The organism is Bradyrhizobium sp. 139, from assembly GCF_023074175.1.
Classification (GTDB): Bacteria; Pseudomonadota; Alphaproteobacteria; order Rhizobiales; family Xanthobacteraceae; genus Bradyrhizobium.
Window position 1 is genome coordinate 170,746 of sequence record NZ_JADPKS010000107.1, and the last position, 19,677, is coordinate 190,422.

The following is a 19,677-nucleotide window of genomic DNA, read 5'->3' on the forward strand; positions in this document are numbered from 1 at the left end:
CGCTATAGACTGTCGCCGCCACTCGCATGCGAGGTCTGCCGATGCCGAAGAATGGAATCACCGGCCACGACGATTGGGTTATGACCGAGGCGCTTGCGACCGCGCTGGTCGCCCTGGAGCAGCTCGAGCCGAAGCACCAGCCGAGCGCGCATATGGACGATATCCGCAAGATGCTGGCGAACGGCAAGGAGCCGTCGGCGGTGAGCCTGCACCTCGCCCAAGCCAAATGTCGCCTATTTCCGGACACGGATCCGCTTGTGATCTACCGGGAATACGGAATCGGCGAGGAATATGGCTGAAGAGGCCGCGGGAGCCTGGCTTGCGTCGGAATTGAAGAGACGTCTCCGCCGCTTCCCCGTCCGCCTCGCCCGCTTCGGCCGACGCTAGTTTCCGGAGACCTTGAGCAACGGACACTCGCTTTGGCTTAGGGGGAGAAAGGCGTCTTCGGCAGGTATCTTCTCGACGACCTTGTAGTAATCCCACGGTGTCTTGACGTCCGAGGGCTGCTTGACCTCGACCAGATAGAAATCGTGCACGAGCTTGTTGTCGGCGCGCAGCCGTGCCCCTCGCGCATAGAAATCGTCCACCGGCTTGAACGCCGATATCCGGCTTGTTCTGATGGTCGGCGACGACGACGTCGACCTTCAGGCCCGGCCTCGCCCGTTGGAAATCCTCGACGGCCATCTTCGCCGCGACGACGGAGCCTGGTCCGGCAAGGTCCGACAATGGTCCGGACTGATCATTGATGATGCCGATCCTGACCATCCCGCCGGAGAAGTCGGCCGCCGCGCTCCGCTCAGTGAGCGCGACCGGGCCCAGCATCAGGATCACGCAGAAAGTCAAACGGCAAAGCCGGCTGTGCCACGAGTGCAACTTTTCAACACGACAAGTCGCCATGGCCCCCTCCGCTCCAGCATTGCGCCCCATGTCGGCGATGAGTGACCCAACCGCAGCGCTATCTTCTCCGGCCGACGGCCTTCCTGACAAACGCCAGCCGCCGCGCCTGCGCCAGCGCGACCCGTTCCTTCATCGCTGCAACGATCGCAGGCGACGCCGTATCCGGCGAGCCGGCCGCGAATGGCGGCGCGGGATTGTATTCCATGCGCAGCTGGATCATCTCGGCTGCTACACGGCTTCTCAACATCGAGACCAGGGTGAGCGCGAAATCGATCCCGGCGGTGATGCCGCCGCCTGTGATGCAATTGCGATCGATGCAGACCCTCACGGAGAAGACCTGCGCGGGGGCTGTGAGATCGAGCTGGGTGACGCGGGGAAAAACCAGAAGACCGATCTGCAACGGACCCGACATGACCAACCTCGACATCGCGCGTGGCGGTTGCAGCCTGCCATGTTGGCCTTGAGGCCGGAAACGGCGTAATTCCCTCATTTTTGGACGCGTCAAAACGGCGAAGTGCATTTCCGGCCTACCGGTACCTTTCAGGCTCAATCGCACCCTCGAAAGGCGGAGGTCGCCGCGGCGCTCAGGCAGGGCGGGTTCAACGTCGCGGATTGAAGCGGCGGCGCCGAAAATGCCGAACCGGTTCGCCGAGGACCGCGTCAGTTCGCGACGCGCTCCTCCTCCTTCTTGGTCACGTGCCAGATCACGAAGTGGTAGTGCGGGACGTCGACCCCGGGATGTCCCGGGTTAAAGTAGATGTTGACGTGGTCGGTCGCGCCGGCGAACGCCGGCACCTCGAACGCCTTGTGATCGTCGATGTCCTTGATTGAAACCATGTATACGGTCGCCATCAGGCGGTCCTTGCGGTCGAAGCACAGGAACGGTCCGAGCGGCAAGGTTTCGGGCTTCACGAACAGGATGCCGAGACTCGGAAAGAACTTCGGGAAGTTCACCAGATCGCTTATCCGCCGGTATCCCTCTCCTTCGGCAATCTTCCGTTGATTCTGCGTCGGACGAACGACGTGGTGCTTCCTGTGCGCGGGACGGGCTCGGCGAACAGTCCTTCGAGGAGCCTCGGTCCTTCGAGGAGGCTCGGTCCTCGCCGCCGGCCGCGATACGGCTGGGGCGAAGGGATCCGGCATCGTCCTCTGCGGCGCGGGCTGTTGGAACGGATCCGGCATGGTCCCCTGCAGCGCTGGCCCCCACCCTTGCAGGGTCGGCTGCGCGCCGGGCGACACGGGCACGACGGTCAAGGCGAGCAATGCAGCCAATCCCGAGGCGGCCAACCGATGGCGCATCTCGCAATCTCCCTTCGTTCACTTCTCCTTGTTGCGGTCCCGCCACCGCAGGAAGTCCCGGAACAGCGCTTTGCGGTCCGACTGATCGTTCGTTGGATGCTGCTCGAGAAAGCGGTCGAACGCTCCCTGCAACGCCTGACGCTGGATCCAGCGATCCGCAGGACGAAAGCGCTGCCATCCGGGGAGCGGTTCCGCCAGGTTCACCTCGCGCCATCTCGGGTGATGGCCGTCCCCGAGAAATTCGGAGAAGCGCGAGAAGAATGTCTGCACGAATGACTCGAGCAGCTGGTAGCGCTGGTTGCGGCTCGGCCAATTGTAGGCGAACAGGGCCGACTTGATCGCGATCGTGTCGACGCTTTCGTCGACCCCGAGGACCGACGGATAGTCCTCGTGATGCAGGGACGAAGGCAGGTAGTCGCGCCGCAGCGCCGAGGAATAAGGAATCGGCAGGAAGCGAACCGCATTGAACTGGGCGTAGCTCACCAGCGAGGCGACCGGCTTCGCCGAAACCAGCAGGGTGGCCGAGAGCCGCCCCTTGCGCATCTCGTCGAGCGCCGTTTCGAGGCTCAGGTTCGCTTCGTCGAATTTCACGCCCAGACTGTTGAGCACCTCGCGACCCAAGACCGCGCCGGCACTGCCTTCTTCGCCCAGATTGATCCTCTTTCCCGCAAGGTCGGCCAGCGTTTTGATTTCGGGCCGCGCGATCAGATGGAATTCTTCGCCAAACAGGACGGTGATGTAGACTAGCTTATCGCGGATGTCGCCAAGGGGCTTGGCGTCCCGGAGGCGATCGACCAGAACGACAGGCGCGATCGCCATGTCGGCGCCCGCCAAGGTAAGGACGTCGACGACGTTGCGAACGCCGCCGTTTCCAACTATTGGCAGCACCCGCAACGCCATTTCGCCGTGCGGTCCGGTCTCCTGACCGGTGGCCAGGGTGGTCGCGATTTCCTGGGCTATGGCGAATTCGGTGCTTTGCGGCGTGCCGGTAACCAATCCGGCCGTGTAGCGGCTCTCCGATATCGTCACCCCCTTATCGCCGCTGGCGCTCTGCTTGCGCGGAGGCGCCTTCGCCGGCTCGGCCAGGGACGTCTGCGCCGCGCATCGATCGACCAGTTCGCCGATCCAAGCCGTTGCGATCAATGCGGTAAACAGGCCGATCCGAAACGCGCTGCAGACGCTCATTGCTGTAAAACCTGTTCGGTCCGGATCAGCCCCCCTCCTCCGCCGGGTCGGCGCCGTGCCGTCACCTTGATCAACAGGCAATTCCGCCAGAGCATGACGGACGGAATGGATTCGTCTTGTCCCTCCAACGCATCCAAACCAGGGCAGTTCCTGCACTCCCAAGCGGCGTGCGCAAGGCGTGGCCGAGGCCTACGCGACTGCCCCGAGAGTCAGATGATGGTGATGTTCGGTTGGACCGATCCGAGATGCCGGCGCATCACATCGCGCAGGCAACCGGGAAAAGCTCGGCACGAAACAAGATCGTGTTTTCTGTCTACGGGCGACGCGGAAAAAGTCGCAACGATGGCCGAGAATGGAAGATCTTTGGTGCGCTCGGAGGGACTCGAACCCCCACGATTTTACTCACTGCCACCTCAAGGCAGCGCGTCTACCAATTCCGCCACGAGCGCTTTGGGGATGCCGGCTTATGGCCTGGCGGCCGACCGGATCAACGGCGCCGATCTAACAAATCCATCAGAGGGGTACAAGCCTGCAAAGGCCCTGAATTCCACAAGCTTGGCAGGAAAGTTGGCAATCCCTGCCCGGATCGGTCCTATCGAGTGCCCGGGTCCTATCGGGTGCCCGCCGTGCGCGGCAGCATCTGCTTGACCTCGACCGCGATCCGGTTGCGGTCGACCAGCACGACGCCGGAGGCCACTGGCAGATTGTTGGCCAGAACCTTGACCTCGTCGGCCTCGGTTGCGTCCAGCTCGATGATGGCGCCGCGGGAAAGACGTAATACTTGATGGATCGGCATGGTGGTCGTCCCGAGGACGACCATGAGATCCACGGTGACTTTGTCGAGAGTAGGCACTTCAGCACCACCGGAACTTGGGACTTAGGACTAAGGACTTGGCATTTGCGCCTGTGATCATCACCCGGTTATGGTTAGCCAATGGTTAATTCGCCTCAAAACCCCCGCCAAGAGCTCGATTTGACGTCGTTTTCCGCCGCAGGCGGCGAGCCCGTCGCGTGGCGAATCTCGGACGCTCCGGTGCCCTATCCGGAGGCGGTTGCCGCCATGGAGGCGCGAGTGGCTGAGATCGCGGCGGGCGGGGCTCCAGAGCTGGTCTGGCTGCTCGAACACCCCCCGCTCTACACCGCCGGCACCTCAGGCAAGGCCTCCGACCTGCTCGATCCGCGATTCCCGACCTTTGCCACCGGGCGCGGCGGACAGCTCACCTATCACGGGCCCGGCCAGCGGGTGGCCTATGTCATGCTCGACCTCAAGCGGCGCCGGCCGGATGTCCGGGCCTATGTCGCGAGCCTGGAGGAATTGATCCTACGCACGCTGGCCGCCTTCAACGTCCGCGGCGAGCGGCGCGAGGACCGGGTCGGCGTCTGGGTCCAACGGCCCGACAAGGGGGTGGGGCACGAGGACAAGATCGCGGCGATCGGCGTCCGGCTGAAGCGCTGGGTGTCGTTCCACGGCATCGCCATCAATGTCGAGCCGGAGCTAGAGCATTTCACCGGCATTGTGCCCTGCGGCGTCGCCGATCCCCGCTACGGCGTCACCTCGCTGGTCGATCTCGGACAGCTCGTGACCCTCGCCGACGTCGATGTCGCGCTCCGGCAGGCGTTCGAAGAATTGTTCGGGCCGACCCGCGCGCTGGCGCCGGAAGCTATTGCCTAGGCTGCCAGGAGCCGAACCGCGCATTCTTCGCCGACGCGGAATCGGCTATGCTTGATTCCGGTGCCGCCCACGCCTCCCCCCTCCGCCGGGAAAGTACAGATCATGCCGGGCGAATTGATCGTCGGACCGACTGTTCGAGCGCCAGGCATAAGGAGGGATTGCGATCATGCTCGCAATGGGAGGTTTTCACGATGAGATTGTCTGCGCCGATCTATCATCTGAAGCGCAAGGCGAAGCGCCTGTCGCGCGAGAAAGGCATTCCGCTCCACGATGCGCTTGACCGCATCGCTGCGACGGAAGGGTTTTCCGCCTGGAGCATGCTCGCGGCAAAGGCCGCCGCACTGACGCCAGCCAATCGCCTGTTTCCGCAATTCCGGCCGGGTGATTTGGTGCTGGTGGGTGCGCGCCCCGGTCAGGGCAAGACGCTGATGAGCCTCGAGCTTGCCGTAGAGGCCATGCGGTCAGGCCATCGCGCTGCGTTCTTCTCGCTCGAATATACCGAGAAAGATGTCCTGGACCGCTTCCGGGCCATCGGCGTGGACCCGGCGCAATTCGAAAAATTGTTCGAGGTCGATTGCTCCGATGCCATCAGCGCCGATTACGTCGTCAAGCAAATGGCCGCGGCCTCTCACGGTACGGTCGTGGTGATCGACTATCTGCAACTGCTCGATCAGAGGCGGGAAAACCCGGACCTGACCGTTCAGGTGCGCGCGCTGAAATCGTTCGCGCGCGACAAGGGGCTGATCGTCGTCTTCATCTCGCAGATCAACCGATCCTATGACCCGGCGGTCAAGCCCTGCCCGGGTCTCAGCGATGTCAGGCTGCCGAACCCGCTGGATTTGAAGCTGTTCGACAAGACCTGCTTCCTGAACAATTCCGAAGTTCAGTTCCGGGCGGCGAACTGACGATCCCTGCTGCGACGGGTTCAGGCCGCGGGTGATTGTTCACCCGCGGCCTGCGACCTCACGGCTTCTCTGGCGCAACCTCGAGCTTGCCGGCGATGTAGCGCCGCTCCTGGGTCAGCCCGCCAAAACCATAGGCATCGCCCTTGACCTCATCGACATGCAGATACGTCTCGGGATGCAGCGGGCCCAGGATCCCGCCCATGCGCCTGAACATCGCCGCGAGATAGGCGGCCTTCTCGTCCTTGGTGTTGGTGCCCTCGCTGACGTGGATGTCGATCCAGTAGCTTGCGAGCTTCTGCTCGGCGAGCGACTTGCCGCCGGCGAACCAGTCGCCCGCCTCGATCGGCTTCACTATGATGGCGGTGACTTTGGGATCCTTGCGCAGGATTTTTGCGGTGAGCTCGGACACGGCGCTCGCGATGTCGGCCTTCAGCGACGGCGACTGGCGGGAGCTTGTATAAGACACAGTGATCAGGGGCATGGTGGTTCTCCTCAAGATGCCGCGCGAGGCTTGGGCGGCGTTGATGAAAACGTAGACCTTGAAGCGTCATTTTGGTATCTTATCTCTGTTGATACCAATGATAAGCACTCATAATGAAAGCCATGCTCGACATCGCCACCGTCCAGGCCTTCCTGCTGGTCGCCGACTTCCAGAGCTTTACCCGCGCCGCCGAAGCGCTCGGCACGACCCAGGCCGCCGTCAGCCTGAAGCTACAACGACTGGAGACGCTGCTCGGCAAGCGGCTCGTCGAGCGCTCGCCCCGCGCGGTCCGGCTCACCGCCGACGGCGCAGCGTTCCTCGATCGCGCCCGCGCACTGATCGCGGCGCATGACCGCGCGCTGTCGGACGAGGCGCCGGCGGCGCAGTCGCTCTCGCTCGGAATCTCCGACCACGCGGCGGGCCCCGAACTGGTGCCGCTGCTCGAACGGCTGCAGACGATGTCCTCGCAGCTTACGCTCGCCGTCACCATCGGCTTCTCGCGGGAGATGCAGGATGCTTATGACGCAGGCCAGCTCGATGCGGTGATCGTTCGCCAGGAAGGCAGCCGGCGCGGCGGCGAGAAGCTGACCGAGGACGAGTTCGGCTGGTTCGCGTCGAGGCGTTTCAGCCTGCCGCACGGCGAGGCGCTGCCGCTTGCGACGCTCGCCCCACCCTGCGGCGTCCGCGCCATCGCCGTCCGCGCGCTCGACAAGGCCGGCTTCGCCTGGCGCGAACGCTTTGTCGGCGGCGGCGTCACGGCGGTCGTCGCAGCCGCGCTTGCCGGACTTGCCATCGCGCCGCTGGCGCGGCGGATCGCACCGGCCGGACTGGTCGACATCGGGCCAGTACACAAGCTGCCGAAGCTCGGCCGCTCCAAGGTGATGCTGCATTCGAAAGTGAGCGATCCCGCCAAGCTCGCGGCGCTGCGCGCGGTGGCGGCGACGTTCCGGAGCGTGGCGGCTTGATGCGGCGAACGCCTACAAGATCGACTCGAGCCGTTTGCTCGCGACCGGATTGATGGTCGGATCGTCAGCGGCATCGGACACGCAGGCCCTGAGCGCAGTGATCGCCGGATCGAGCTCCCGTTCCTTGCGCCGTGCTGCGATTCTCGCCGCGACCTCCCAGATGTCGGTCTCGGCTTCATAATGATCGCGGCGGTCGCCGAGGATCGGCACCCGCCGGATCAGGTTCCAGGCGAGCAGCTCCTTCAGCGAGTTGGAGACGTTGGAGCGCGCCATGCCGAGCGTATCGGCGATGTCCTCGGCGGTCATCGGTGCCTCGGCGAGATAGAGCAGCCCGTGGATCCGGCATTCGATTGACTGTCAAGCGCGCGGCCGGCTTGCGCCTGCATACCGTCCGCCGTATTTGCCTAAGAACGTCCCAGAGAACCGGGAACCAAACGCCCTCCTCAGCGTTTGCCTCCGTTGCAGGCGGGTTGAGAATGGCGACGAAGTCCAGTCAACAGAGAGACTTGTTCGAAAGCGAGCGCTGTTTTCGGCTGTTGGTGGAGGGAGTCGCGGACTACGCGCTCTACATGCTCGATCCCACCGGGATCATCACGAGCTGGAATATCGGCGGCGAGCGGATCAAGGGCTATGCGCCCGAAGAGATCCTCGGCCAGCATTTCTCGCGCTTCTATACCGAGACCGACCGCGCCAACGGCAAGCCCGCGCGTGCCCTCGGCATCGCGCGGGAGCACGGCCGCTACGAGGAGGAAGGCTGGCGCGTCCGCAAGGATGGCACCTTCTTCTGGGCGAGCGTCATCATCGATCCGATCTACGAGAACGGCGCCCTGGTCGGCTTCGCCAAGATCACCCGCGATGTCACCGAGCGACGCAATGCGCAGCTCAAGCTCGAAGCGATGCAGCGACAGCTTGCCGAGTCTCAGAAGTTCGATGCACTCGGACAGCTCACCGGCGGCGTCGCGCACGACTTCAACAACCTCCTGATGATCATCAGCGGCAGCCTTCACATCCTGAAGAAGGGCGAAGTCGACGACACCAAGCTTCAGCGCGCGATCTCCGCGATCGAGACCGCAACCAAGCGCGGCGCCGCACTGACCGGCCAGCTCCTGACCTTCGCGCGGCGGCAGAGCGTCAATCCCCAGGCGATCCGCTTCGGCGACCGCATCGAGGCGATCCGCGAAGTGCTTCACGCCGGCGTCGGCAGCGCCGTTCGTCTCGCCTTCGACATCGACCGCGAGGTCTGGCCGGTCAAGGCTGATGTCTCCGAGCTCGAGACGGGGCTGCTCAATCTCGTCATCAACGCTCGCGATGCCATGCCCGACGGCGGAACGGTGACGGTCGGCGCACGCAACGTCATCCTGAACGATCCGCTCCACAGCGGCGAATTCGTCGCCGTCACCGTCGCCGATACCGGGCTCGGCATCCCCTCCGACGTGGTCGACAAGATCTTCGATCCGTTCTTCACGACAAAACCCGTCGGAAAAGGCACCGGCCTCGGCCTGTCGCAGGTGCACGGCTTCGCGCATCAGGCAGGCGGCACGGTCAGAGTCGCAAGCGAGCTCGGCAAGGGCACGACCTTCACCATCCTGCTGCCGCGCGAAATCGCGACCGCACCAGCCGGGATCCCTGAAGCGGCGCCGGTTCCCGGCAACGGCACGGTTCTGCTGGTCGAAGACAATCCCGACGTCGCGGTCATCAGCATCGGCTTGCTGGAGCAGCTCGGCTACCGCGTGCGCCGGGTTTCCGACGCCGAGTCCGCATTGCGCGAGCTCGAGAAGAACGGCGTCGACTTCGTGTTCACCGACATCGTGATGCCCGGCAAGATGGACGGACTTGGTCTTGCCCACCATCTGCGCCAGATCCGCCCTGGCTTGCCGATCCTGCTCGCCACCGGCTACAGCGAAGCCGCCGCCGACGTCAGCGGCGTTTTCCCGATCCTGCGCAAGCCCTACGAGATCCACGAACTAAGCGAGGCGATTTCGAAGCTGCCGCGCTGAAGCGTGCGCTGCTGTTCGCCTCTCCCCGCAAGCGGTGCGAGGGAGCGCACCTACACCGTCGGCAACACCGAAAACGCTTCCCCCGCCTTGCGCAGGTTCAATTCATCCGCACCGGCGGTCTCGCTTGTGACGCTGTCCACGCGCGAGGACGGCGGGCCGTGGCGGCACAGCGCGACCATGTCGGCGACATGCTTGGGTGTGCCTGCGAACAGAGCTTCGACGCTGCCGTCGCGGCGGTTGCGAACCCAGCCTTCGAGGCCGCTCGATGTCGCCTGGTACTCGACCCAGGCCCGATAGCCGACGCCCTGCACGCGGCCGCGGATCATGACTTGGAGAATCACCCGGCTCATTTTTTCAGCCCGAGAAAGTCGGCGCTGCGCGCCTTGACGTCGGCCTCGCGCATGACGCGGTTGATCAAGTCCGACGATGGGAGTCCTTTGAGATTCTTCGGCGCAGTGCCGTCGCGCAGCGCCTTCTGCGTCTCGTAGACGGCCTGCGTTGCGGCCGCGATCGGCGCGTGGCCCTGAAGCGCGATGCGCGCGCGCCGGCCAGCGAGATAGTCGGTCGCGTTCAATTCGTCCGCCGCGCCGCCGAGCACGATCGGCAGATGCGTAGCTGATACGATGGCATCGAGCTCCGCGCGCGACTTGATGCCGGTGAAGAACAGCGCATCGACACCGGCCGCCTCATAGGCCCTGGCGCGGCGGATCGCATCCTCGATGGAGGTGATCGCGGCAGCTCCGGTGCGGCCCATGATGACGAGCGAGCGATCGCTGCGACCATCGAGCGCCGCCTTCATCTTGCCGACGCCCTCTTCCAGCGAGATCAGCTGTGTCTTTGCCTCGCCAAAGGCGGCCGGCAGCAGCGTGTCCTCGATGGTGAGGCCGGCGGCGCCCGCGGTCTCCAGTTCCTGCACCGTGCGCCGCACGTTGAGCGCATTGCCATAGCCGTGATCGGCATCGACCAGCACGGGGAGCACTGCGGCGCGCGACATCCGCCGCATCTGCTCGGCAAGCTCCGTGAGCGTGATCAGCGTGATATCGGGGTCGCCGAGCACCGCGAGCGAGGCCACCGAGCCGCCGAACATGCCGAGTGGAAAGCCGAGATCCTCGGCGATGCGGATGGAGATGGCGTCGTAGACCGAGCCAGGATGGACGCAGGTTTGGCCTGCAAGGATCGAGCGCAGTTTTTCGCGGCGGGAACGGAAGGCCATGGTGCTCTCTCTCTGGGGCACGCGGCCGCCCCAACCTCCGTCATTGCGAGCGAAGCGAAACAATCCAGAAATGCATCCGCGGAGACAGACTGGATTGCTTCGTCGCTAGGAGCTCCTCGCAATGACGGTGCTTGCGGACAGATCGCTCGCCCCGCTCAGACCTTACACGAACTCCAAAATCAGCGCGTCCACCGCGAGCGTCGCGCCCGCGCTGGCGTGGATCTTCTTCACCGTGCCGTCCTGCTCGGCGCGCAGCACGTTCTGCATCTTCATGGCTTCGACCACCGCGAGCGTCTCGCCGGCCTTGACCTCCTGCCCTTCAGTCACCGCGATCGAGACCACGAGGCCAGGCATTGGACAGAGCAGCTTCTTGCCGCTGTCGGAGGCCGTGGTCACCGGCATCAGCCGCGCCGAGGCCGCTTCGGCCTCGGTCCAGACGTAGACCGGCACCTCGACGCCCTGATGCGCAAGGCGGATGCCATTGGCGATCGGGCGCGTCTGCACCGCGACGAGCTGACCGTCTATCGTGCCTTGCCAGACAGGGTCGCCCGGCTTCCACGGCGACTGCAACAGATGGGCATTGCCGATCTTGCCCTCGGCATCGACGAAACGCACAGCGATGGCGTCGTTCTCACGCGCCACCTCAAGGAGAACTTCCTGGTGATCGAGCCACACCGCGCGGCGCCGCTCGCGCTGCACGACGCGGCCGCCCATCTGGCCAGATATCTGCCGCTTGCGCTCGCCGAGCACGTGATCGATGGCGGCACTGACCGCGGCGATCCGCCGCGCGACCTCGCCTTCGGGCAAGCGCACCGCAAACCCCTTGGGGAATTCCTCGGCGATAAAGCCGGTCGAGAGCCGTCCCTCGCGCCAGCGCGGGTGGTGCATCAATGCCGACAGGAACGGGATGTTGTGCCTGATGCCGTCGACATAAAATGAATCCAGCGCTGTCGCCTGCGCTTCGATCGCGGCCGCACGCGACGGCGCGTGCGTGACCAGCTTGGCGATCATCGGATCGTAGTGGATCGAGATCTCGCCGCCCTCCTGCACGCCGGTGTCGTTGCGCACCGTGATGCCGTCCTGGCTCGCTTCCGCCGGCGGCCGGTATTTTACCAGACGCCCGATCGACGGCAGGAAGTTGCGGAACGGATCTTCGGCGTAGAGGCGTGACTCCACCGCCCAGCCGGTCAGCGTCACGTCCTTCTGCGTGATACCGAGCTTCTCGCCGGCGGCGACGCGCAGCATCTGCTCGACGAGATCGACACCGGTGACGAGTTCGGTCACGGGATGCTCGACCTGGAGGCGCGTGTTCATCTCCAGGAAGAAAAAGCTTTTGTCTTGGCCTGCGACGAATTCGACGGTGCCGGCGGAGTCGTAATTCACGGCCTTGGCGAGTGCGACGGCCTGCTCGCCCATCTTGCGGCGGGTGGTTTCATCGAGCAGCGGCGACGGCGCCTCCTCGATGACCTTCTGGTTGCGGCGCTGGATCGAGCATTCGCGCTCGCCGAGATGGATCACGTTGCCGTGCTTGTCGCCCAGCACCTGGATCTCGATATGGCGGGGATCGACAATGAATTTCTCGACGAAGACGCGGTCGTCGCCGAACGAGGCCTTGGCCTCGGCCTTGGCGAGATTGAAGCCTTCGGCGACCTCGGCAGTCGAATGCGCGATGCGCATGCCCTTGCCGCCGCCGCCGGCGGAGGCCTTGATCATCACGGGATAGCCGATCTCGTCGGCGATCTTGACCGCGTGCCTGCCGTCCTCGATGACGCCGAGATAGCCGGGCACCGTGGAGACCTTCGCCTTGGCGGCGGCCTTCTTGGATTCGATCTTGTCGCCCATCGCGGCGATCGCGCCAGGATTCGGGCCGATGAAGACGATACCGGCCGCTTCCAGCGCACGCGGAAATGCCTCGCGCTCGGAGAGAAAACCGTAGCCGGGATGCACGGCCTCGGCGCCGGCCTTGCGGCAGGCCTCCACGATCTTCTCGATTACCAGATAGCTCTCGGCCGCGGCCGGCGGGCCGATCAGCACGGCCTCGTCGGCCATCTCGACATGGAGGGCATCGCGGTCGGCTTCGGAATAGACCGCAACCGTCTGAATCCCCATCCGGCGCGCAGTCTTGATGACCCGGCAGGCGATTTCGCCGCGATTGGCGATCAGAATGCGTTTGAACATGCTTTTCTTGAGTCTCGACCTTGGGCGGGACCCTTCCCTGGCCATTGGGGCCTGTGGGGACGGGCCGTGTGGCCCCCGTGGTACATCAAAATGGGCCGGAGGCAACGGTCTAAATCCGCGCCCTCTGGCGTGCCAGCGCAAGACCGAAATGGGCCTGGTGAGCCCATGCGAGGAGCTACGGCTTCGCGGCCCTGGCCTTGGTCTTGGCCACGTCCCGCACGAGGGTATGAACAAAGCCCAGTTTGGCGACCACCGCGGGCGACAGGATGAACGGATAGAGGTCGCGCAGCCCCATGGCGCGGTTGACGCTGTTTATGGCGAACGTGAAGGGCAGCCATGCGTTGACGATCGCCTCGACGTCCCTGGTCTCATAAGGGTTGAAACGGATGCGCGCCGTCAACTCCCCGTCGCGGTCGACCTTGGGGCGCACCTCCATGCCGAACTCGGCGGCCATCTCTAGGGTATCGACGATGTGGAGGTAGTGCGCCCAGGTTTCGGCGAAGTCTTCCCAGGGATGCGTGGTCGCGTAGGCCGAAACATAGTTCTGCTGCCAGTCCGGCGGCGCGCCTTCGGCATAATGGCGCTGCAAGGCCTGGCCGTAATCGGCGGAATCGTCGCCGAATACTGCACGGCATTGCTCCAGCCTATCGCCGTCGCGCACTAGCACGTCCCAGAAGTAGTGGCCGACCTCGTGGCGAAAATGCCCGAGCAGCGTGCGGTAGGGCTCGCCCATCTCGAGCCTGCGCCGCTCGCGTTCAATCTCATCAGTCTCGGTCAGGGCGATCGTGATCAGGCCGTAGTCGTGGCCGGTCATGATCTTCTGCCCGCTGTTCGGATCGTCGGCGAGGAAATTGAAGATCAACCCATGTTCAGGATCTTCCTGCCGGGTCTGGAGCGGCAGCTTCCAGCGGATCAGAGAATAGAACAGCCGGTGCTTCGCACCCTCGAGCTCGCGCCACCCGGCAAGCTGCGCGGGATCAGACAGGTCCGGGACCATGCCGTTATGGCGGCAGGCGCGGCAATAGCCGGTGCCGCCGTCCGGATCGGTCAGCCAATTGCAGGCGTCGTACTCGGCGTTGCGGCACAGCATCCGCCCCTTGCCCTTGTCAGCGAGCGTGGCCCAGGCCTCACCGTCGGGTTCGAGCGCCGACATCGTCTCCTTCTCCGGCAGGAACGCGACCCGATGGCCGCAACGTTCGCAAGTGCGATTCTCGAAATAGAGGACGTTGCCGCACACCTGACAGACAAAGAGCTTCAAGATTTAGCCTCTTCGGAAACGGAGTTTTGTGAATAGAGTAGTGGCGCCTCGCAGATACGCGCGCGGAGGGCTCATCGTTCCAATATTCGGAACAAATAGCCAGACCCGGCGTTCGTTCATGCCCGCCACACCGCGATCGGCGGCGCCTTTCCTTCCATATTCCCTTTTGAACAATGGCCATCACGCTCCGTCTGTGTGAATATCGGTCCGGCACGTGCGAACCCGCATGACAACGGCCGACACCTTGAACGATCCTATGCCCGAGACCGCCGCCGCCGAAAGGCTGCGCCAGCACCTCCAAGAAATCGCGCGCGAGCGCGACAACGCCTATCGCGCGCTCCAGGAGCGCGAAGCGGAGCTGGCGCGCATCCAGCGCATCGGCAAGGTCGGCGGCTTCGAGGTCGACTTCCGCGGCGGCTTCAAGAACCGCCGCTCGCCGGAATATCTGATGCTCCACGGGCTGCCGGCGGATGCCGCCGACGAGTCGCATGAGGATTGGGTCAGCCGCATCCATCCCGAGGATCGCGACACCGCGGTCAAGCATTTCTTCGATGCGCTGGCCGGCACGAGCGAAGACTACACCGCCGAATACCGCATCATCCGCCCCAGCGACGGCGAAACCCGCTGGATCCGCGTCGTCGCCAAGATCGAGCGTGACGGCGACGGCCGCGCCATCCGCCTCGTCGGCGCCCACATCGACATCACCGACCAGGTGCTGGTGCGCGAGACGCTGCGCGAAAGCGAGGAGCGCTTCCGGCTGATCGCCGACAGCGCGCCGGTGCCGATCTGGGTCACAAAACTCGACCGCACACGCTCCTTCGCCAACCAGGCCTATGTCGACTTCGTCGGCCTGCCCTACGACCAGGCCATCGCCTTCGACTGGCGCAAGGTGCTGCATCCGGACGACCTGCCGCATGTGCTCCAGCAATCGGTGCAGGGCGAGGCGTCACTGAAGCCGTTCGTGCTGGAGGCGCGCTACAAGAACGCATCCGGCGAATGGCGGTGGCTGCGCTCGGAGTCGCAGCCGCGCTGGGATCCGACCGGCAAGCATATCGGCTTCATCGGCGTCGCCCACGACATCACCGTCGCGAAGCAGGCCGAGATCGAGCTTCGGCAACTCAACGAGACGCTGGAAGAGCGTATCATGGAGCGCACCGCCGAGCTCGAATCCAACGAAGCGCGGCTGCGCGCAATCCTGGAGACCAGCAACCAGTATCAGGGCCTCGTCAATCTCAAGGGCGAATTGCTCTATGCCAACAAGACCGCGCTCGACGGCGTCAAGGCGAGGTCTGCGGACGTGATCGGCAAGCCGCTGTGGGAGACGCCCTGGTTCACCGGCACTCACGGCATGAGCGCAACCGTGCGCGAGGCCTTCGACACCGTGCTCAGAGGCGAAGCGGTGCGGCTGGAGATGCATCTGCGCCTGCCCATCGGGGAGCGCGATTTCGACTTCGGCATGCGTCCCGTGCTCGACCGCCACGGTAATATCACCGGCGCGGTGCCCGAGGTCGTCGACATTACCGAGCGCCGTCGCGGCGAGGAAGCGCTGCGACAGTCGCAGAAGATGGAGGCGATCGGCCAGCTCACCGGCGGCGTCGCACACGACTTCAACAACCTCCTCACCATCATTCGCTCCGCGACCGACTTCCTGCGCCGGCGCGAGCTGCCGGAAGAACGCCGCCGCCGCTATGTCGACGCCATCTCCGACACCGTGGAGCGCGCCTCCAAGCTGACGGCACAGCTGCTCGCCTTCGCGCGCCGGCAACCCTTGAAGCCGCAGATCTTCAACGTCGGCAGCCAGGTCGAGGGCGTGGCGCAACTGGTCCGGCCGTTGGTCGGCGGCCGCATCGAGATCGGCGTCGAGGTGAACGATGCCGACTGCTTCACGGTGGCCGACATCGCGCAGTTCGAGACCGCGCTGATCAACCTTGCCATCAACGCCCGCGACGCCATGAACGGCGAGGGCCGCCTCACCATCGCCGTGCGCAAGGTCGCGGGGATCCCTAGCCTGCGTGCGCAGTCGGCGCGCGGCGGCGACTATGTCGCGATCTCGGTCGCGGACACCGGCAGCGGCATCGCACCGGAGCATCTTGAATCGATCTTCGAGCCGTTCTTCACCACCAAGGAGGTCGGCAAGGGCACCGGCCTCGGCCTCAGCCAGGCGTTCGGCTTCGCAAAACAGTCCGAGGGCGACATCGCGGTGACGAGCACGCACGGCAAAGGCGCGACCTTCACCATCTACCTGCCGCAGGCGCACAGTCCTGCCGCGGACAAAGACGCTGCGGTACTGATCAGCGAAGCCGCCACCACCGGGCGCGGCTATCGCGTGCTCGTGGTCGAGGACAATGACGATGTCGGCCAGTTCTCGACCGAGCTTCTGGAAGACCTCGGCTACGTCGTCCGCCGCGTCGCCAACGCCAATGCGGCGCTCGCCATCCTCGGCGAGAACGAATTCGCCGTCGACCTCGTCTTCTCCGACGTCATCATGCCCGGCATGAACGGCGTCGAGCTCGCCGGCATCATCCGCGAGCGGTATCCAGGCCTGCCCGTCGTGCTCACCAGCGGCTACAGCAACGTTCTCGCCGAGAACGCGCATCGCGGGTTCGAGCTGATCCAGAAACCGTACTCGGTGGAGTTGCTGTCGCGCATCCTGCGCAAGGCGATCACGGAGAAGTTGGCGGCGGCGCGGTGAATAGCTTTGCACCGGCAGCGATGCTGGCGGCGAAGTTTTGAGGCTGGCGGATCTGTCCGAGGCGCGATAGTCAGGGACGGATTTTGGAGATCGACTTGCCAACCGTGCCGACTGACGCCATCTGGGCCTGGAGCATCATCGTAGCCGCGATCGCAGGCGTCATTATCCGGCCCTTTCGCCTGCCCGAGGCGATCTGGGCCGCGATCGGCGCTGGCGCCCTGGTGCTGCTCGGCCTGCTGCCGTGGCAGGATGCGCTCACAGGTATCGAGAGAGGCATCGACGTCTATCTCTTCCTGATCGGCATGATGTTGATCGCCGAGCTCGCCCGGCTCGAAGGACTGTTCGACTATTTGGCCGCGTTCGCGGTTGAACATGCACGCGGCTCGCCGCAGCGGCTGTTCTTGCTGATCTATCTCGTCGGCACGTTCGTGACGGTGCTCCTGTCGAACGACGCCACCGCGATCGTCCTGACACCCGCCGTTTACGCCGCGACGCGCGCGGCGGGCGCCAAGCCGCTACCCTATCTCTTCGTCTGCGCCTTCATTGCCAATGCCGCGAGCTTCGTGCTGCCAATCTCCAATCCGGCCAACCTCGTGGTCTTCGGCAAGCACATGCCGCATCTCGGGACTTGGCTGCGCCAGTTTGCCCTGCCGTCGCTTGCGTCGATCGGTCTCACCTATGTCGCACTGCGCCTTGCGCTGCATCGCGAGCTCAAAAATGAATCGATCGAAATGCGGGTCCCTCACCCGAAGCTCGGCCGCGGCGGCCGATTGACCGCCTACGGCATCGGCGCCATCGGCATCGTGCTGATCTGGGCCTCTGCACTCGATCTGCAACTGGGCCTGCCAACATTCCTCTGCGGGAGCGCGACGGCGGCCGCCGTGCTGCTCATCAACCGCCAGTCGCCTCTCCCCGTGCTGAAGGGGGTTTCCTGGAGCGTGCTGCCGCTGGTCGGCGGCCTCTTCGTGATGGTCGAGGCGCTGGTGAAGACGGGCGTGATCGGGCAGCTCAGCGCGCTGCTGCATGAAGCGGTGGCGCAATCCGTGCCAAAGGCGGCCTGGAGCGTGGGCATTGCAACTGCGCTCGTCGACAATATCGCCAACAACCTTCCGGTGGGGCTCGTCGCCGGCTCGGTCGCGGCAAGCGATCATCTGCCCGCCCCAATCGTCAGCGCCATCCTGATCGGAGTCGATCTCGGGCCCAATCTGTCGGTGACCGGCTCGCTCGCCACCATCCTCTGGCTGGTGGCGCTGCGGCGGGAGAAGATCGAGGTCGGCGCCTGGCCGTTCCTCAAGCTGGGCCTGCTGGTGACGCCACCCGCCTTGATCGCAGCACTCGCGGCTGCGATCTGGTAATCGCGCGCAATTTGCGGCGCATCAATGTCGCCGGCAAGGCCCGACCTACACTCGCCTTGTCGCGCGGCCTCATACGGCGCGGCAAGGAGGTCCATCATGCATGGTTCAGTCGAATTCCTGAGTCTCTAGCCGCTCGTGCCGCATATTCCGAGGACGGCCCGATCGCGGCCACGAGGGCCGCGACCGGCAACGCATTGTCAGTCGTTCTCGTAGCCGTAGACTTCCGGCAGGATGAAGATTGCGGCCAGCAACCCGATCAGCGGGAAGATCGCGACGAACAGCGTCGCGTTGGCCTGCCCGATCGCCGCGAACAGCGACGGGAACAGGAAGATCGCCAGGAACGATGGCAGCTTCACGAACATGTAGGCGAAGCCGCTGGCGGTGCCGCGGTACTTCGGCTTCGCAACCATGGTCGGGATCGTCATGCAGTTCGAGGCGTCCCAATAGTGGCCCCACAACATGGCAGCCGCAGCGAACGGCAGCAGGATCGTGTTGTCGGTGTAGAGCGCGAATGCCGCGACCAGCAGCGAGGCCAGCACGATCGAGAAGCCCGCGATCGCGATGCCGCGATGGCCGATCTTGGGCGTCAATAGCGGCCCGACCCAGCCCGACACGGCGGCGAAGCAGAACAGCCCCATCGTCACGAGATTGTTGCCGAGCACGCTCGACACGCCGACCATGACGAACAGGACCGGCAGGTAGAAGGCGAAGGTCGAGAACTCGCTGCCTTGCGCGAAGCAGGCGATCCAGCCGTAGATCGTCGCGCGCCAGCGGATCGGGTCCTTCTTGAGATCGGCGATGAAGGCGCGGGTGCTGACCTTCGGCACGACCGCGTCCTGGTCCGGAAGCATCGCGAGATCGTCGTTGAACATCTCGCGCGCCACCTTCTTGGCCTCGCGGAAGCGTCCCTTCTGCACCAGCCACACCGCCGTCTCCGGCACATCGTGGCGCATGATCAGGATGATCAGCGCCGGCAGCGCACCGAGGCCGAGCGTCACGCGCCACAGCGTCTCGTGATGAATGTCGAGCAGCAGGAAGATCACGATGACGCCGATCGTCAGCACCTCGCCGACGGCAAACATGAACTGCCAGCGGTTGCCCATGACCTCGCGCTCACCCTTGGCCATGGATTCCATAATGTAGGTGTAGCCGGTCGAGATATCAGAGCCGAGCGGAATGCCGAGCAGGAAGCGGATCACCACGAGCCAGAAGACATTGGGCACGAAGGCCTGCGCCAACGCCAGCACGATGAACATCACCATCGTGATCAGGAACATCACGCGGCGGCCGATCTTGTCGGAGAGCCAGCCGCCGAGCAGCGCACCTATCAGGGCGCCGCCCTGCGTGCCGGCCGCGGCAAGGCCCAGCATCAGCGGATCGGGATTGTATTGCTCCTTGATGAAGATCAGCACGAAGGCAATCGAATAGAGGTCCCAGGCCTCGACCAGGATCGAGGCCATCATCAGCCAGCCGACCTTGTTACCCTTGGGACTGTAGTTCGTAATGAGATAGCGGACCGCAGCTTCGCTCGCGGTCGGTTGTGGCATCGCTATGGTTGACATGAATGGTCCTCCTGAAAC

General features: G+C 64.5%; 18 protein-coding genes, 1 tRNA gene and 2 pseudogenes. 7 read left to right on the top strand and 14 right to left on the bottom strand.

The genetic code is table 11. The annotated features are described in order from the left end of the window. Nucleotides 1-41: 41 nt before the first annotated feature. On the top strand, nt 42-299 hold the full coding sequence (locus tag IVA80_RS24860; protein WP_247436650.1) for a hypothetical protein: 258 nt from the start codon (nt 42-44) through the stop codon (nt 297-299). Between the two features lie 84 nt (nt 300-383). On the opposite strand, the gene IVA80_RS24865 is transcribed toward IVA80_RS24860, so the two are convergent. The 7 genes and pseudogenes from IVA80_RS24865 to IVA80_RS24895 all read right to left on the bottom strand — a co-directional run bounded on the left by IVA80_RS24865 (nt 384) and on the right by IVA80_RS24895 (nt 4,234). Continuing rightward, on the bottom strand, nt 384-587 hold the full coding sequence (locus IVA80_RS24865; RefSeq protein ID WP_247436652.1) for a hypothetical protein: 204 nt from the start codon (nt 585-587) through the stop codon (nt 384-386). A 61-nt stretch (nt 588-648) separates the two neighbouring features. Next, nucleotides 649-927 (bottom strand): annotated as a pseudogene (locus IVA80_RS38665) (hypothetical protein); the annotation flags it as partial. A 28-nt stretch (nt 928-955) separates the two neighbouring features. Continuing rightward, nucleotides 956-1,309: a hypothetical protein gene (locus IVA80_RS24875; protein WP_247436655.1), complete on the bottom strand. Its 354-nt coding sequence runs from the start codon at nt 1,307-1,309 to the stop codon at nt 956-958. 248 nt (nt 1,310-1,557) lie between these two features. After that, nucleotides 1,558-1,851 carry a hypothetical protein gene (locus tag IVA80_RS24880; RefSeq protein WP_247436658.1) on the bottom strand — a complete coding sequence of 98 codons (294 nt, stop codon included), beginning with the start codon at nt 1,849-1,851 and terminating at the stop codon, nt 1,558-1,560. A gap of 363 nt (nt 1,852-2,214) precedes the next feature. After that, entirely contained in the window at nt 2,215-3,381 is a 1,167-nt protein-coding gene (locus IVA80_RS24885; RefSeq protein WP_247436661.1) for a TAXI family TRAP transporter solute-binding subunit, read from the bottom strand. Nucleotides 3,382-3,745: 364 nt separating this feature from the next. Beyond that, nucleotides 3,746-3,830, bottom strand: a tRNA-Leu gene (locus IVA80_RS24890). Nucleotides 3,831-3,991: 161 nt separating this feature from the next. Next, nucleotides 3,992-4,234, bottom strand: coding sequence for a FliM/FliN family flagellar motor switch protein (locus IVA80_RS24895; RefSeq protein ID WP_035714832.1), 243 nt, complete (start codon nt 4,232-4,234; stop codon nt 3,992-3,994). A gap of 81 nt (nt 4,235-4,315) precedes the next feature. On the opposite strand from IVA80_RS24895, the gene lipB reads away from it, so the two are divergent. Then, a complete protein-coding gene (gene lipB, locus IVA80_RS24900; protein ID WP_247436664.1) occupies nt 4,316-5,053 on the top strand; it encodes a lipoyl(octanoyl) transferase LipB in 738 nt (245 codons plus the stop codon). A gap of 191 nt (nt 5,054-5,244) precedes the next feature. Beyond that, nucleotides 5,245-5,958 carry a DNA helicase gene (locus IVA80_RS24905; RefSeq protein WP_247436667.1) on the top strand — a complete coding sequence of 238 codons (714 nt, stop codon included), beginning with the start codon at nt 5,245-5,247 and terminating at the stop codon, nt 5,956-5,958. Between the two features lie 58 nt (nt 5,959-6,016). Here the strand turns inward: IVA80_RS24905 and IVA80_RS24910 are convergent, their stop codons facing one another. Further along, nucleotides 6,017-6,439 (bottom strand): 4-oxalocrotonate tautomerase family protein, encoded by a 423-nt coding sequence (locus IVA80_RS24910; protein WP_247436670.1) that lies wholly within the window; start codon nt 6,437-6,439, stop codon nt 6,017-6,019. A 113-nt stretch (nt 6,440-6,552) separates the two neighbouring features. On the opposite strand from IVA80_RS24910, the gene IVA80_RS24915 reads away from it, so the two are divergent. Further along, the gene (locus IVA80_RS24915; protein ID WP_247436673.1) at nt 6,553-7,404 is read left to right on the top strand and encodes a LysR substrate-binding domain-containing protein; all 852 of its coding nucleotides are present in this window, start codon (nt 6,553-6,555) and stop codon (nt 7,402-7,404) included. Nucleotides 7,405-7,419: 15 nt separating this feature from the next. On the opposite strand, the pseudogene IVA80_RS24920 reads toward IVA80_RS24915, so the two are convergent. Beyond that, a pseudogene (locus tag IVA80_RS24920) lies at nt 7,420-7,755 on the bottom strand (MarR family transcriptional regulator); the annotation flags it as partial. Nucleotides 7,756-7,880: 125 nt separating this feature from the next. Here IVA80_RS24920 and IVA80_RS24925 point away from each other — a divergent pair. Next, entirely contained in the window at nt 7,881-9,401 is a 1,521-nt protein-coding gene (locus IVA80_RS24925) for a PAS domain-containing sensor histidine kinase (RefSeq protein ID WP_247436675.1), read from the top strand. Nucleotides 9,402-9,451: 50 nt separating this feature from the next. On the opposite strand, the gene IVA80_RS24930 is transcribed toward IVA80_RS24925, so the two are convergent. The 4 genes from IVA80_RS24930 to IVA80_RS24945 form a co-directional block, all read right to left on the bottom strand. Beyond that, nucleotides 9,452-9,751, bottom strand: coding sequence for an acylphosphatase (locus IVA80_RS24930; RefSeq protein WP_247436678.1), 300 nt, complete (start codon nt 9,749-9,751; stop codon nt 9,452-9,454). Continuing rightward, nucleotides 9,748-10,614 (bottom strand): isocitrate lyase/PEP mutase family protein, encoded by an 867-nt coding sequence (locus IVA80_RS24935; protein ID WP_247436681.1) that lies wholly within the window; start codon nt 10,612-10,614, stop codon nt 9,748-9,750. Before IVA80_RS24935 ends, IVA80_RS24930 begins: the two co-directional genes overlap by 4 nt. A gap of 162 nt (nt 10,615-10,776) precedes the next feature. Further along, the gene (locus IVA80_RS24940; RefSeq protein ID WP_247436685.1) at nt 10,777-12,792 is read right to left on the bottom strand and encodes an acetyl/propionyl/methylcrotonyl-CoA carboxylase subunit alpha; all 2,016 of its coding nucleotides are present in this window, start codon (nt 12,790-12,792) and stop codon (nt 10,777-10,779) included. A 175-nt stretch (nt 12,793-12,967) separates the two neighbouring features. Beyond that, nucleotides 12,968-14,050 (bottom strand): putative zinc-binding peptidase, encoded by a 1,083-nt coding sequence (locus IVA80_RS24945; RefSeq protein ID WP_247436688.1) that lies wholly within the window; start codon nt 14,048-14,050, stop codon nt 12,968-12,970. A 214-nt stretch (nt 14,051-14,264) separates the two neighbouring features. Here IVA80_RS24945 and IVA80_RS24950 point away from each other — a divergent pair, with 214 nt between their 5' ends. Further along, complete coding sequence (locus IVA80_RS24950) at nt 14,265-16,742, top strand: PAS domain S-box protein (protein ID WP_247436691.1); 2,478 nt, start codon at nt 14,265-14,267, stop codon at nt 16,740-16,742. A 104-nt stretch (nt 16,743-16,846) separates the two neighbouring features. Then, nucleotides 16,847-18,097 carry an arsenic transporter gene (locus IVA80_RS24955; protein ID WP_247437082.1) on the top strand — a complete coding sequence of 417 codons (1,251 nt, stop codon included), beginning with the start codon at nt 16,847-16,849 and terminating at the stop codon, nt 18,095-18,097. A gap of 197 nt (nt 18,098-18,294) precedes the next feature. Here IVA80_RS24955 and IVA80_RS24960 read toward each other — a convergent pair whose 3' ends face one another. Continuing rightward, nucleotides 18,295-19,659 carry an MFS transporter gene (locus IVA80_RS24960; RefSeq protein ID WP_247436694.1) on the bottom strand — a complete coding sequence of 455 codons (1,365 nt, stop codon included), beginning with the start codon at nt 19,657-19,659 and terminating at the stop codon, nt 18,295-18,297. Nucleotides 19,660-19,677: the final 18 nt, after the last annotated feature.

Bases quoted from the DNA above. Each gene is read 5' to 3' on its own strand.
- IVA80_RS24860 (WP_247436650.1), top strand. From the start codon at position 42: ATGCCGAAGAATGGAATCACCGGCCACGACGATTGGGTTATGACCGAG.
- IVA80_RS24875 (WP_247436655.1), bottom strand. From the start codon at position 1,309: ATGTCGGGTCCGTTGCAGATCGGTCTTCTGGTTTTTCCCCGCGTCACC.
- IVA80_RS24885 (WP_247436661.1), bottom strand. From the start codon at position 3,381: ATGAGCGTCTGCAGCGCGTTTCGGATCGGCCTGTTTACCGCATTGATC.
- lipB (WP_247436664.1), top strand. From the start codon at position 4,316: ATGGTTAATTCGCCTCAAAACCCCCGCCAAGAGCTCGATTTGACGTCG.
- IVA80_RS24905 (WP_247436667.1), top strand. From the start codon at position 5,245: ATGAGATTGTCTGCGCCGATCTATCATCTGAAGCGCAAGGCGAAGCGC.
- IVA80_RS24910 (WP_247436670.1), bottom strand. From the start codon at position 6,439: ATGCCCCTGATCACTGTGTCTTATACAAGCTCCCGCCAGTCGCCGTCG.
- IVA80_RS24915 (WP_247436673.1), top strand. From the start codon at position 6,553: ATGAAAGCCATGCTCGACATCGCCACCGTCCAGGCCTTCCTGCTGGTC.
- IVA80_RS24925 (WP_247436675.1), top strand. From the start codon at position 7,881: ATGGCGACGAAGTCCAGTCAACAGAGAGACTTGTTCGAAAGCGAGCGC.
- IVA80_RS24930 (WP_247436678.1), bottom strand. From the start codon at position 9,751: ATGAGCCGGGTGATTCTCCAAGTCATGATCCGCGGCCGCGTGCAGGGC.
- IVA80_RS24935 (WP_247436681.1), bottom strand. From the start codon at position 10,614: ATGGCCTTCCGTTCCCGCCGCGAAAAACTGCGCTCGATCCTTGCAGGC.
- IVA80_RS24940 (WP_247436685.1), bottom strand. From the start codon at position 12,792: ATGTTCAAACGCATTCTGATCGCCAATCGCGGCGAAATCGCCTGCCGG.
- IVA80_RS24960 (WP_247436694.1), bottom strand. From the start codon at position 19,659: ATGTCAACCATAGCGATGCCACAACCGACCGCGAGCGAAGCTGCGGTC.